Raw genomic sequence first — 12,550 nt, 5'->3', positions numbered from 1 at the left:
ATCCATCTGCGACGCACGAAAACGGTCTCCCCTGTGTGGCACCATGATGCGCAGCCCTTGAGGCCCGCATGACGACAGTAGCCAAGCCCCCGTAAGAGGCCAAGTCCGGGATTCCCTCATTCTCCTGAGCCTGCCCACACCGAATGGCCAGGCCCAACAAAGGCAGGGATCAACGGCTTACGCAAGATGCGCCCGCACATGGCGCCGATGCGGATTGGTCCGGTGTTCCACAAGGAAAATCCCTTGCCATGTGCCCAGCGCCAGACGCCCGTCCGAAACCGGGATGCTCAGGCTCGTCGGAAGGAACGCCGCCTTGATATGCGCGGGCATGTCATCCGGGCCTTCGTAGGTATGCCGCAGGTAAGCCATCGATGGATGGCTGGAGGGCGGAACGAGCCGATCGAGATAGGCCAGCAGATCCGTTTGGACATCGGCATCGGCGTTCTCCTGAATGAGCAGGCTGGCAGACGTGTGCTGAATGAACAGGGTCAGAAGTCCGATGTCAGGGTTTTCCGCAGCAACCCATGCCCGGATCGTGTCGGTCATGTCATAAAACCCGACCCCACGTGTCTCGACCTCAAAGCGTGTCTGCATGCCGGCCCTTTCGATTCAATCAGCGCGTCGGAAAGCCGGCCCCATGGACAGGGGAACCGGCGGGATTGCCAGTCAGTCGTCGATGACCGCCACGTTGGTCGCGATCATGATCGCCGGGACCGGCCTGATCAAGACGCGCGCGGCGCAGACACGAAGCCTGTGTCAAAGCGTCTCCACGCCGCTGGGCTGTCCGCGCTGCGCCGCGCGCATTCTGGAACCGGACGGCGCAGCGTTGCCCCTGACGGATCAGTGATGCAGCACGAACATGGTTGGCTCGACGGGATCATAGGGCGACGGGATCGTGTCATCGTTCAATGGTTCGAAAGCCACGGACAAATCCCATGCAGCCACGGGCGTGGCCACGATGAGGGAGAGTGCCAGGGCCATCGCGAGGAAACGGGTCATTGCAGGCTCCTTTCTTGAAGAGGGGAGCGGCTCGGGTGAGCCACTGTCGTAGTCTTCAAGATCGGGCGCCATGGCCCATTTGTAAGGGCCAGGCGCGCAGCCGTGAGAGCGTGTGTCGATTTGTGTGATCCGGCGTGAAAGACCGTGATCCGGGGCCGTGCCAGCCCTGTCCTGCCATGCAGGCCCGGACGAACCCGGCCCGGCACGCGGCCTTGCGCCGGCTCGAGGGACGTCAGGAAAAGATGCCCGCGCCCTGTTCGTCGATCATCTGACGCGCCTTGCCGAGCGAGGCCTCGACCGCCATGTCGTAATCGTTAATCACATCGGCGCGGACCAGCTGATGCACCTTTGGCCCGCCATCCGCATCCTGTTCGATCCGGGCGGCAATGCGATAGCCGCCATCCGCCTTCATCGGCGCAGGTATGATCCGGAAACCCTTGTATTCCGTGGCTTGCGCCTCCGGTTGAGCAGAAGCGCTGTCGCCGGACCCGCCGCCGAAAATCTTTGAAAGCCAGGACATTCCACGCCTTTCTTCTTGATTGTGACGATCACGCCGTGGGCGCAACAAGAATGCCCTAGGCATCCCCGAGGCCGCGCCTGAAAACGGCGCGCCGAGAACCCGGCGCGCCCGATCATGACGGGGTTATTGATCGAGGAAGCTGCGCAGCTTGCGCGAGCGTGACGGGTGCTTGAGCTTGCGCAGCGCCTTCGCCTCGATCTGACGGATGCGTTCGCGGGTCACGCTGAACTGCTGACCGACCTCTTCGAGCGTGTGATCGGTGTTCATCCCGATGCCGAACCGCATGCGCAGCACGCGCTCTTCGCGCGGCGTGAGCGACGACAGAACGCGCGTCGTCGTTTCCTTCAGGTTTTCCTGAATGGCGCTGTCGAGCGGCAGGATCGCGTTTTTGTCCTCGATGAAATCGCCAAGCTGGCTGTCTTCCTCGTCGCCGATCGGCGTTTCGAGCGAGATCGGCTCCTTGGCGATTTTCATCACCTTGCGCACCTTCTCGAGCGGCATCTGCAGCTTTTCGGCCAGTTCTTCCGGGGTCGGCTCGCGGCCGATCTCGTGCAGCATCTGACGGCCTGTGCGCACGAGCTTGTTGATCGTCTCGATCATGTGCACCGGGATCCGGATCGTGCGCGCCTGGTCGGCAATCGAGCGGGTGATCGCCTGACGGATCCACCACGTCGCATAGGTCGAGAACTTGTAGCCGCGGCGGTATTCGAACTTGTCGACCGCCTTCATGAGGCCGATATTGCCTTCCTGAATGAGATCAAGGAATTGCAGGCCGCGGTTGGTGTATTTCTTGGCGATGGAAATCACGAGGCGCAGGTTTGCCTCGACCATTTCCTTCTTGGCCTGACGGGCTTCTTTTTCGCCCTTCTGGACCTGGTTGACGATGCGGCGGAATTCCGAAATGTCGAGGCCCACATACTGGCCGACCTGCGCCATGTCCGCGCGCAACTCTTCGACCTTGTCAGACGACCGCTCGATGAACATCTGCCAGCCGCGACCGGGCTTCTCGGCCATCCGCTCCATCCAGTTCGGATCGAGCTCGTGGTTGCGGTATTCCTCGACGAATTCGCGACGGTTGATCCGCGCCTGATCGGCGAGTTTCACCATGGCGCTGTCGATCGACATGATGCGCTTGTTGATGCCGTAAAGCTGGTCGATCAGCGCCTCGATCCGGTTGTTGTGCAGGTGCAGCTCGTTCACCAGCTCGACAATCTCGCCGCGCAGCGTCTGGTACCGGCCTTCGTCTGCCGAGGAGAACGACCCGTCCTCGTTGAGCGTTGCAGAAATCCGGCTGTCCTGCATTTCGGCCAGTTCTTCGTAGTCCCGCGCAATCGTGTCGAGCGTTTCGAGCACGCGCGGCTTGAGCGCAGCCTCCATCGCGGCGAGCGACATGTTGGCCTGCTCGTCATCATCGTCATCGTCATCCTTGGCGATGGGATTGCCGTCGGCATCGAGCTCCTGCTCATCGGATCTCGCCTCCGGCTTCACCGCCGCGGCCTCGGCGCCCGGCACAACCGGCTCTTCGACCTCGCCATCTTCGCCCAGCTGCCCGGAGAAGGTGGTTTCAAGGTCGATCACATCGCGCAGCAGGATGTCCTCGCTGAGCAGTTCCTCACGCCAGATGGTGATCGCCTGAAAGGTCAGCGGGCTTTCGCAGAGCCCGGCAATCATCGTGTTGCGGCCGGCCTCGATGCGCTTGGCAATGGCGATCTCGCCCTCGCGGCTCAGAAGTTCGACCGAGCCCATTTCGCGCAGATACATGCGGACGGGATCATCGGTGCGGTCGAGCTTTTCAGTGGTGCCGGAGCCGAGCGTGACCTCGCCGCCCTTCTTGGTCTCGACAAGATCGGTCGAGCCCTTCTGTTCCTCGTCCTCGGCTTCCTCGTCGTCCTCGGTGACCTGGATACCCATCTCGGAAAGCATCGACATCACATCTTCGATCTGGTCCGAACTGACCTGATCGGGGGGCAACACGGCGTTGAGCTGATCGTATGTGATGTAGCCGCGTTCTCGCGCCTCAGCGATCATCTTCTTGACCGCGGTCTGGCTCATGTCGAGGCTCATTTCCTCGTCGCCATGTTGCGGCTTTTCGTCGGTGTTGTCCTTGGCTGCCATGCGGGGCTCTCCTGACGGGCTCAAGCGGTTCGACCACGATCAAACGCGATCCATGATTCGATTTAGACGAATCAATCACGTTTGCCAGTGATTCGCGACTCAATGACCGGTTAGACTTCCTTGTTTTTCAAGCCACGCGGCCTGAATGCACCGTTATTTCCGCCCTTTTTCGAAGCGGATCTGTTCCAGCAGCGAATCAAATGCGCTGCGCTCTGACTTGTCGATAGGGGCTCCGTTGGGCCCGATCTCGTAATCCGTATCATCCTCGCCTTCGCGACGCCCGGCCCGGTTGCGCGCCTGAGCGGCCTGTCCAAGGCGCCAGGTCAGCGCCTCGCTGGTCTCGGGCGCGGCGTCTGCAAGGTCTTCCTCTGCCTCTTCGAGTTCGGCCTGCCAACCCCGGTCAGAGGCCAGTTTCGCCAGGGCTTCGGTCACCGTGCTGCGGGCAAGCTCCGCATCGCCGCGGCGCCGAAGACACGGGATCACCAGCAGGTGGCGCTGGGACAGGAAACTTTCAAGGGCGGAGGCTCCGATTCTTTCGGCGACACAGCTGTGCATGGCTTCTTCCGCGCCGATGGCATCAAGGATCGCATCGCGCAGCGCCGCGTGACCGGGTGCGGAGCAGTCCAGCGCTTCGAGGTCCGCTTCGAAATCCATCGCGATATCGGGCGCAGACAGGATCGCCGCGAGCACGACCGCCTCGCGGAGCGCCGCCTCCGGCGCCTCTTGTGTGACAAGCACGGATGTCTTGGCCCCCGGCGTGGGCGCGACCGGGGCCATACGCCAGCCCTTCTCTCCCCAGCGGCGGGGTGTGAACGCGCCGCCGCCGGACGGTCTGCCAGCCGCTGACGCGGGACGGAACAAGGCATGGCGCAGCTCCTTGAGCGCCTCGCCGTAGTGATGACGCAGAGACGGATCCTTGATGGATTTCAACCGCTCGCGCAGGGTCTTGTCGAGCGCGGCCCGGCGCTCGGGGCTGTCGAAAACACGGCCCTCGGTTTCTTCGCGCCACAAGAGCTTTACCATCGGGATCGCCGCATCAAGCACCGCCTGCAAGGCGTCGGGCCCTTCGTCGCGCAACAGGTCATCCGGATCCTTGCCATCGGGCAGGATCGCAAACCGCAGCGACTTTCCCGCCTCCAGAAGCGGCAGCGCCCGGCCAATCACGCGATAGGCCGCGCGCAGCCCGGCGCTGTCGCCGTCGAGCATCACCACCGGTTCCGGCGAGACGCGCCACATGAGCTGTAATTGCTGTTCTGTCACCGCCGTGCCAAGCGGCGCCACCGCCGCCGGGAACCCGGCCTCGCTGAGCGCGATGACGTCCATGTAACCCTCCGCAACGATCAAGGGCCCCTGACGTCCGGCGGCGGCACGCGCAGGCTTGAGGTTGTAGAGCATCCGCGACTTGTCAAAGAGCGGCGTCTCGGGCGAGTTGAGATACTTGGCGTTGTCGTCCGGGTCCATCGCCCGACCGCCGAAGCCAACCAAGCGCCCCTGCCCGTCCCGGATCGGAAAAAGAATGCGATTGCGGAACACGTCATAGGGCGCACGCCCCTTGTTCGACGCCTTGAGCAGACCGCATTCAAGCATGTCCTCCACGGGCACGCCCGACGCTGTCAGATGCTCGCGCAAGGCTTCCCACGCATCCGGCGCAAAACCCAGCTCCCATCGATCCACTGCTTCGGCTGACAGACCGCGCTTGGAGAGATAGGCGCGCGCCGCGGCCCCGCCTTGCTGCTTGAGCGACATTCGGTAAAACCCGAGCGCCTTTTCCATCACCCCTGCCAGAACGCTCAGCCGGTCGGTTTTTTCCTTGGCGCGTGGATCGGCGGCGGGCATCTCCATGCCTGCTTCCGTGGCGAGGATCTCGACCGCTTCCATAAAGCCGACATTCTCGGTCTCGCGGATGAACTTGATCGCGTCTCCAGACGCCTGACAGCCGAAGCAATGATAAAAGCCCTTGCGGTCATCGACATGAAAAGACGCGGTTTTCTCGTGATGAAACGGGCATGGCGCCCACATGTCGCCTTTGCCCTGGTTGGATTTGCGCTGATCCCACATCACCTTGCGCCCGACCACCTGGGTCAGGGACGTTCGGGTTCGCAGTTCATCGAGGAATCCGGGAGGCAGCGCCATGGCTGACAATATCGCCTGTCCCTTGCCCGAATCCAAGAGGTGGGGGGCGATCATTTTGATCCCGACACAAGAAGCGGCCGCGATGATGCCCCGTGCCGGTGCTTACGGCGCCGGGGTGCGCCCGGCGCGATCCCGGCGCATCCTAGCGGCGCGTGGTCCCGTGATCAGAGCGCGGCCATGCACTGGGTTTTCCACGCATCGCCCACCGCATCGGTCAGCTGCGCCTCTGGCAGCGCGTAGATCCATTCCGCAAGCGCGTCGCCGGCGGTGCGGTCCAGCTCTTTGCGCAGCATGGTGCGGGTCTTGCGCATGGATTGCCCCTCGGCGCGCGCGTTCACCGCCTGCATCACCAGAGCTACCTGTTTATCACAGGCCTGTTCCTTGGCTTCATCGGCAAAAGCGATGCCCGCGGGGGCTGCAAAGAAAATAGCAAAGACAAGTGCGCGCATGACAGATCAAACTCTTCTGACGCCCGGCTCCGGGCCATTTCGGCGCAGACCCTAACGGCCTGCGCGCCGTGCGGCAAGCGCAGCCATGGCGGTTTCCAGCTCATGCACCAGCGTTCCCGCCATCGAGCGAAAGGCGTAAATCTCGAAGGCCGGCCCATACCGGGTCACGAGGACGGTCATGTGTCCGCACAACGTGCGCGCCACCGCGTTGTTCGGGAAGGCCTTCATGCGCAGGTCCACCGGCACCAGGCGCGCCAGAACCTCTTCTGCGCCGACGCCGTGCAAGCGCAACACGCACCACGCGTCGGACACATCCGTGAGCGCCGTGTGCGCGGCCCAGTCCGGCTCCGGCTCCCGACCCAGAAGAAACGCCTGATCGCGCCCCGACCACAGCACGCGACCGTCATCCGTCGACACCGCCATGCCCGGTGACGGCCAGTCCAGACCGGCGCGCAAGAGCGCGGTCGAAAGCACGTCCGCCTGACCGGGATAGGGGGCCAGCGTCCAGATCGGGTCTGGCGTCTCCTCGGTCAATGTCCAAGGTCCGTGCGACACCGGGACCAGCCCGTGCGCCGGTGTCCGTGCTTCAAGCTCAGCCACGCACACGCCCTCCTTCAGGATCAAAAGCCACCGGATCGGTCACCTCGCAGAGCGTCGTGATCCCGCGCATGTGATCCACCATCTTGATCCGCTCGCCATGCCGCGCACGGCCGTTTGTCAGAAAGCCGAGCGCGCGCACCTCGCCGAGGGTCGGCGAATAGCAGGTCGATGTGACATAGCCCTCGTCATGCGCCGCGACGGGCTTTGCCTCTTCGGCAAAAAGATGCCCGCCCGCCGGGATCTCCCCTCCGAGCGAGCGCAGGCCCACAAACTGTGCGCGGCTGTCCCCGGTGAGCCCCGGGCGCTGGCTCAGCACCTTGCCGATACAATCCTTTTTCGCAGACACCATCCGCCCGAAGCCGATATCGAATGCGGTGGTGCGGCCGTGGATCTCTGCATGGGTGATGTGCCCTTTCTCGATCCTGAGAACGTTGAGGGCTTCCATCCCGTAAGCGCCGCCGCCCATCGCCTCCGCCTGCGCCACGAGACGCTCGAAAAGGGCCGCGCCATAGCGCGCCGGCACCGCAACTTCGTAGGCATGCTCGCCGGAGAACGAAATCCGGAACAACCGGCCCGCGATGCCGCAGACCGTGACCGGGCCGCAGGCCATGAAGGGCCAGCGGGTGTCGTCGAGGGGTGCATCGAGCAGCGTATTCAGCAACGCGCGCGCCTTCGGGCCGGCCACGGCGAACTGCGCCCAATGCTCCGTGACCGAGGTAAGGCGCACTGCCTTGTCGGGCGCATAGGCCTGTTGCACGAATTCGAGATGGCGCATGACCTGCCCCGCCGCCGCGGTTGTCGTGGTCATCACCCATTCCTGCTCCGACAGCCGCGCCGTGGTGCCGTCATCCATCACGTGCCCGTCTTCGCGCAGCATCAGCCCGTAGCGCACGCGCCCGGGCTTCAGCGTCGAGAACATGTTGGCATAGACAAGATCCAGAAACGCCCCGGTATCCGGCCCCTGCAGGGCAATCTTGCCCAGCGTGGAGACATCGCAGATCCCGACGCTTTCCCGGACCATGCGCACCTCCCGGTCGCAGGCGTCGCGCCATGTGGTCTCGCCCGCGCGCGGGAAATAGGACGGACGATACCAAAGCCCTGCCTCGATCATCGGAGCACCGCGGGCGCGGCTCGCCGCATCAGAGGTGGTGCGCCGTTCGGGGGCAAAGCCCTTGCCCTGCGCGCCGGCGCCCATCGCGGCAATCGGCACCGGAACGAAGGGCGGCCGGAACGTGGTGACACCGGTTTCCGCGATGCTGCGCGCCGTGGCATCGGCAAGGACCGCAAGCGCCCCGACATTCGAGGATTTGCCCTGATCGGTTGCCATGCCTTGGGTGGTATAGCGCTTCATATGTTCGACGGAGCGGTAATTCTCCGCGGCGGCTTGCGTGACGTCCTTCACGGTCACGTCGTTCTGGAAGTCGAGCCAGGCGCGCCCACCCCCGGGCACCGCCCAAAGCGCGTGTATCCCGTAACCGGCCGCGACCGCCTGTGGCACCGCCACATCGGCACGGCGCCGGCCAAGGGCCTCCGCCATGGCCAACCCGGCCTCGGCGCCTTCGGCCAGCGCGCTTGCCGTGTCGAACGCGCCGCGCGCCGCACCGACGACGCGCATCCCCGGCACCATGCCGTCACCGGGAACAAAGGCCGCAAGGCCGGGATTCCAAACCGGCTTGCGCCCCAGATGACAGGCCAGGTGAAGCGTCGGGTTCCATCCGCCAGAGACGCCCAGCGCCTGCGCCTCAACGCGGATCTGTGCGCCGCCCTGCTTGCGCAACATAATCCCGGTCAGGCCCTTGCGACCAGTCGTGCCGGTCACAACGGCGCCGGGGTAGAACGGCACGTCCCCCGCAAGGTTTTGCGCATCGGGCCGCGCATCCACAAGCGCGCTCACCCGCACCCCGGCGGCGGCCAGATCCCGCGCCGTGCGGTGCGCATCGTCATTGTTGCCGAACACCGCCACCCGCCGGCCCGGGGCCACGCCCCAACGGTGCAGGTAGCTGCGCAAGGCGCCTGCCAGCATGACACCCGGCCGGTCGTTGTTTTCAAAGGCGATGGGCCGTTCGAGCGCCCCCGCCGCCAGCACCGCCCGCCGCGCCGCAATGCGCCAGAAACAGGCCACCGGCGTCGCGTCCGCTGGATCCTGTGTGGCGGAGATGCGTTCCAGCGCCCCGAAGCTGCCTTGATCATAGACGCCGGTCACGGTCGTGCCGGTCATCACCCGCACACCCGCGCCCGCAAGCGCCTGCGCCTGGGCCGCGACCCAGAGATGCGCAGGCTGTCCGTCGATCTGCTCGTCTTCCGACAGCAAGCGCCCGCCGAGCCGATCCTGTTCATCCGCGAGGATCACATCGAGCCCGGATGCGGCGGCAGCCAGAGCCGCCATGATCCCTGCCGGGCCGCCCCCGATCACCAGCAGGTCACAAAACCCGAACGCTTTTTCGTATTGTTCCTCTATCGGCTCCCCGGACAAGGCGCCAAGCCCCGCGGCGCGCCGGATCAGCGGCTCGTATAGCTTTTCCCAGAAGGCCTTGGGCCACATGAAGGTCTTGTAATAAAACCCTGCCCCCAGAAACGGCGCGGCAAGATCGGTCAGCGCCATGGCATCGAAGTCAAGCGAGGGCCAGCGGTTCTGGCTTACCGCCTCCAGCCCGTCGAAAAGCGGCAGGGTGGTGGCGCGCACGTTGGGGTCCTGCCGCGCGCCGCGCCCCACGGTCACGAGGGCGTTGGGCTCCTCCGACCCGGCGGTCAGCACGCCGCGCGGGCGATGATACTTGAAGGACCGGCCCACGAGGCGCACGTCTTCGGCGAGGAGCGCAGAGGCCAGCGTATCGCCCAAAAGCCCGCGCCGCGAGACACCGTCAAACCGGTAGCCAACAGGCTGCGCACGGTCGATCTCGCGTCCATATCCCTCAACCCGCATCGATACGCTCCACGGAAAAGATCTCGTGTGTGACCGTGTCGCGCTCGACCGCGAGCCACGCGCCACAGCCGGCCTCGTGAAACCACAGATCCCGGGTCCGTCCGGCCGGGTTGTCGCGCAGGTGCACCCAGTCGGACCAGACCTGCGCCGGAGCCTGTGGGTCGGGGCGTTGGAGCGCCTCGGCGGCGCCCTGATAGTAGAATTCGCGCCGGTCGCGCTCACCGCAGAGCGGGCATGTCAACCGCATGGCGTCTCTCCCGTTTCACGGCGTTTTGCGGCATGCACAATCCATGCACAAACCATGCACAGTCCATGCGCATGACCTGTGCCAGAGCCGCGCCGCGGCGACGGCAGCGGGCGCCGGGCTGTCCGGCCGCGATCAGTGAAGGTTGTGTTGCGCACCGGTGCCCTCCTCGTCCATGAGCCCGCGCCCGGTTTCGAAGCGATCCAGCCGGAACCGCGCGGCGGGTCCGTGCGGGCGGTCGGTGGCCAGCAGATGGGCAAAGGAAAAGCCCGACCCCGGCACCGCCTTGAACCCGCCGTAACACCAGCCGCAATTGAGATAGAGCCCCTCGACCGGCGTCTTGTCGATGATCGGCGATCCGTCGGGTGACATGTCCATGATCCCGCCCCAGCTGCGCAAGACGCGGGCCTTGCCGATTGCCGGCATCAGGGTCATCGCAGCCTCGACCACGTGTTCGGCCATCGGAAGGTTGCCCCGCGCCGCGTAGGAGGCGTAGAAATCGAGGTCGCCGCCAAAGACAAGCCCGCCCTTGTCGGACTGGCTGATGTAGAAATGGCCCATCCCGAAGGTCACCACATGATCGATGCAGGGCTTGAGCCCTTCGGTGACGAAGGCCTGCAAGACGTGGCTTTCGATCGGCAGGCGCATGCCGGCCATGGCCGCCACCTGGCTTGATCGGCCAGCCACAACGATCCCCACCTTTCTGGCGCGGATCGGCCCGCGCGATGTCTGCACGCCCGTGACATGGCCGTTTTCGATGTCGATGCCAGTGACTTCACAATTCTGGATCAGATCGACGCCGCGGCTGTCGGCGCCGCGCGCGTAGCCCCAGGCCACCGCATCGTGCCGGGCGGTGCCGCCGCGCGGGTGAAACAGCCCGCCATAGATCGGGAAGCGGCCATTGTCGAAGTCGAGCGCGGGGACCATGGCCCGCACGCCGTCGCGGTCCAGCAGCACCGCATCGTCCCCCTGACCGGCCATGGTGTTGCCGCGGCGCGCGGCATAGTCGCGCTGGCCATCGGAGTGAAACAGGTTCAGCACGCCGCGCTGGCTCATCATCGTGTTGAAGTTGAGCGCCTGTTCCATGCCTTCCCAAAGCTTGAGCGAATGGGAATAGAACTCGGAGTTGCCGGGCATGTTGTAATTGGCGCGCACGATGGTTGTGTTGCGCCCGATATTGCCGCCGCCGAGATAGCCTTTCTCGAGCACGGCCACGTTGGTGATCCCGTGTTCCTGGGCAAGATAGAAGGCCGTGGCCAGCCCGTGCCCGCCGCCGCCGATGATCAGGACATCATAGCTGTCTTTCGGGTCGGGATCGCGCCAATGCGCCGTCCATCCGCGATTGCGGGTCAGCCCCTCCCTGAAAAGCCGCCAGCCCGAAAACTCACCTGCCACGTTCCTGCCCCGTCGGTTGCCTGCGATGCAGAGTGTTGCGCCGCTTGCAAGGAGTAGCAACCCCCATCCCGGCCCGCCGGTCCCGTTGCCGACATCCGCGTGTCTCTCCGCGACAAGGCGCCGCGATCGCCACTCGGGTGGTCGGCCGCCTGTCCCACCGCGCCATTGCGCTGGTCTCAAGCCGCGCGGCGCTTCAGACGCCGTTCTGTCTGCGGGCGGGTCGCCCCGATGGCGACGCTCCGGCCTGCGCGTGCCACGGCGGATCCAAGGCGCAAGCGCCTCTCCGCGCCCTTGCGCGCGCGGCTCGGGTCTTCACGAGGGGCAAACGGCCCGGCGCACCGAAAGCACCCGCGCCTCGCGCGCTCGGCTCGGGTCTTCACGAGGGGCATACGGCCCGGCGCACCGCAAGCGCCTCTCCGCGCCCTGGCGCGCGCGGCTCGGGTCTTCACGAGGGGCAAACGGCCCGGCGCACCGCAAGCACCCGCGCCTCGCGCGCTGCGGAGCATGGGATCGACGCCGCCCACATCGCGGCGGCAAAGCGTCAAAAAAGCCCCCCGCATTGCTGCGAGGGGCCTTTCAAAGGCAAGCGGTCCGTCAGATCAGCCTTCGGACCAACCGAGATTGGGCGCAAAGCGCGGCCGGGTGAAGGCCATGTTGTAGAACAGCTCTTCGGTGTTCAGACCGGGCACCGGGATTGGCGGTGCGTATTCCGTGGCCGTTTCCACGACGATCACGCGCTCATTGTGCAGAAGTGTCGGAAGACCGCTCCGCATCTCTTCGAGATCGACATTGGTCATCGCGTCGAAATCACCGCGCGTCTGGGTCCAGATCGTCTCGTAGGCGTCGTCATCGTCATTATACCGCACCAGCGTGACACGAATGGAATACGGGCCTTCGGAGCGGGTCAGGAACTCCAGCACATCCACCATGCCATCGAGATATTGCGCGTCGAGCGGATCGGTCTCGCGCGAAATCGCGTCGGAGATCGTGAACGCCGCCTTGGTGTTCAGCGCCTTGTAGCGGAACGCGTCATAGAGCGAGAAGGTGGCACCGAGGATCGTGACGATCAGCGGGGTCCAGATCAGCGCCTCGACCGAGAGGTTGCCCTCCTCGTCGCGCAGAAAGCGCGACGCGGAGCGGCGGAGCGGGGAAAGAACTCGTGTCAGCATGGC

12 protein-coding genes are annotated in these 12,550 nt (G+C 65.0%); 1 reads left to right on the top strand and 11 read right to left on the bottom strand.

From position 1 onward, the window contains the following. Positions 1–177 precede the first annotated feature (177 nt). The gene (locus J1C49_RS03845) at positions 178–594 is read right to left on the bottom strand and encodes a secondary thiamine-phosphate synthase enzyme YjbQ (protein ID WP_227444483.1); all 417 of its coding nucleotides are present in this window, start codon (positions 592–594) and stop codon (positions 178–180) included. Between the two features lie 43 nt (positions 595–637). Between J1C49_RS03845 and J1C49_RS03840 the strand changes: the two genes are divergently transcribed. Beyond that, the gene (locus J1C49_RS03840; RefSeq protein ID WP_227444482.1) at positions 638–847 is read left to right on the top strand and encodes a hypothetical protein; all 210 of its coding nucleotides are present in this window, start codon (positions 638–640) and stop codon (positions 845–847) included. Here the strand turns inward: J1C49_RS03840 and J1C49_RS03835 are convergent. From J1C49_RS03835 to J1C49_RS03790, 10 genes are all read right to left on the bottom strand, one after another. Beyond that, the gene (locus J1C49_RS03835) at positions 841–999 is read right to left on the bottom strand and encodes a hypothetical protein (RefSeq protein WP_227444481.1); all 159 of its coding nucleotides are present in this window, start codon (positions 997–999) and stop codon (positions 841–843) included. The two genes, J1C49_RS03840 and J1C49_RS03835, sit on opposite strands and share 7 nt — an antisense overlap. A gap of 232 nt (positions 1,000–1,231) precedes the next feature. Continuing rightward, positions 1,232–1,519: an HlyU family transcriptional regulator gene (locus J1C49_RS03830; protein WP_227444480.1), complete on the bottom strand. Its 288-nt coding sequence runs from the start codon at positions 1,517–1,519 to the stop codon at positions 1,232–1,234. A 123-nt stretch (positions 1,520–1,642) separates the two neighbouring features. Then, positions 1,643–3,634, bottom strand: a complete 1,992-nt coding sequence (gene rpoD / locus J1C49_RS03825; protein WP_227444479.1) for an RNA polymerase sigma factor RpoD — start codon at positions 3,632–3,634, stop codon at positions 1,643–1,645. A gap of 153 nt (positions 3,635–3,787) precedes the next feature. Then, positions 3,788–5,767 (bottom strand): DNA primase, encoded by a 1,980-nt coding sequence (gene dnaG, locus J1C49_RS03820; RefSeq protein WP_227444478.1) that lies wholly within the window; start codon positions 5,765–5,767, stop codon positions 3,788–3,790. Positions 5,768–5,931: 164 nt separating this feature from the next. Further along, a complete protein-coding gene (locus J1C49_RS03815; protein WP_227444477.1) occupies positions 5,932–6,216 on the bottom strand; it encodes a hypothetical protein in 285 nt (94 codons plus the stop codon). A gap of 51 nt (positions 6,217–6,267) precedes the next feature. Beyond that, positions 6,268–6,816 (bottom strand): sarcosine oxidase subunit gamma, encoded by a 549-nt coding sequence (locus tag J1C49_RS03810; RefSeq protein ID WP_227444476.1) that lies wholly within the window; start codon positions 6,814–6,816, stop codon positions 6,268–6,270. After that, positions 6,809–9,739, bottom strand: coding sequence for a sarcosine oxidase subunit alpha family protein (locus tag J1C49_RS03805; RefSeq protein WP_227444475.1), 2,931 nt, complete (start codon positions 9,737–9,739; stop codon positions 6,809–6,811). The genes J1C49_RS03810 and J1C49_RS03805 overlap by 8 nt, the downstream gene beginning before the upstream one ends. Next, the gene (locus J1C49_RS03800; RefSeq protein ID WP_227444474.1) at positions 9,729–9,986 is read right to left on the bottom strand and encodes a sarcosine oxidase subunit delta; all 258 of its coding nucleotides are present in this window, start codon (positions 9,984–9,986) and stop codon (positions 9,729–9,731) included. The genes J1C49_RS03805 and J1C49_RS03800 overlap by 11 nt, the downstream gene beginning before the upstream one ends. A 132-nt stretch (positions 9,987–10,118) precedes the next feature. Continuing rightward, positions 10,119–11,378: a sarcosine oxidase subunit beta family protein gene (locus J1C49_RS03795; RefSeq protein ID WP_227444473.1), complete on the bottom strand. Its 1,260-nt coding sequence runs from the start codon at positions 11,376–11,378 to the stop codon at positions 10,119–10,121. Positions 11,379–11,977: 599 nt separating this feature from the next. Next, entirely contained in the window at positions 11,978–12,547 is a 570-nt protein-coding gene (locus J1C49_RS03790) for a TadE/TadG family type IV pilus assembly protein (RefSeq protein WP_227444472.1), read from the bottom strand. Between the last annotated feature and the right edge of the window lie 3 nt (positions 12,548–12,550).

Source organism: Cognatishimia sp. F0-27 (genome assembly GCF_020667845.1).
Classification (GTDB): Bacteria; Pseudomonadota; Alphaproteobacteria; order Rhodobacterales; family Rhodobacteraceae; genus JAFMPQ01.
This window is presented reverse-complemented; position numbering and strand designations above follow the sequence as displayed.

Excerpts from the sequence above, each read along its gene's own strand:
- J1C49_RS03835 (WP_227444481.1), bottom strand. The coding sequence starts at position 999 with ATGACCCGTTTCCTCGCGATGGCCCTGGCACTCTCCCTCATCGTGGCC.
- J1C49_RS03790 (WP_227444472.1), bottom strand. The coding sequence starts at position 12,547 with ATGCTGACACGAGTTCTTTCCCCGCTCCGCCGCTCCGCGTCGCGCTTT.
- J1C49_RS03840 (WP_227444482.1), top strand. The coding sequence starts at position 638 with ATGGACAGGGGAACCGGCGGGATTGCCAGTCAGTCGTCGATGACCGCC.
- J1C49_RS03805 (WP_227444475.1), bottom strand. The coding sequence starts at position 9,739 with ATGCGGGTTGAGGGATATGGACGCGAGATCGACCGTGCGCAGCCTGTT.
- J1C49_RS03800 (WP_227444474.1), bottom strand. The coding sequence starts at position 9,986 with ATGCGGTTGACATGCCCGCTCTGCGGTGAGCGCGACCGGCGCGAATTC.
- dnaG (WP_227444478.1), bottom strand. The coding sequence starts at position 5,767 with ATGGCGCTGCCTCCCGGATTCCTCGATGAACTGCGAACCCGAACGTCC.
- J1C49_RS03830 (WP_227444480.1), bottom strand. The coding sequence starts at position 1,519 with ATGTCCTGGCTTTCAAAGATTTTCGGCGGCGGGTCCGGCGACAGCGCT.
- J1C49_RS03845 (WP_227444483.1), bottom strand. The coding sequence starts at position 594 with ATGCAGACACGCTTTGAGGTCGAGACACGTGGGGTCGGGTTTTATGAC.
- J1C49_RS03815 (WP_227444477.1), bottom strand. The coding sequence starts at position 6,216 with ATGCGCGCACTTGTCTTTGCTATTTTCTTTGCAGCCCCCGCGGGCATC.
- rpoD (WP_227444479.1), bottom strand. The coding sequence starts at position 3,634 with ATGGCAGCCAAGGACAACACCGACGAAAAGCCGCAACATGGCGACGAG.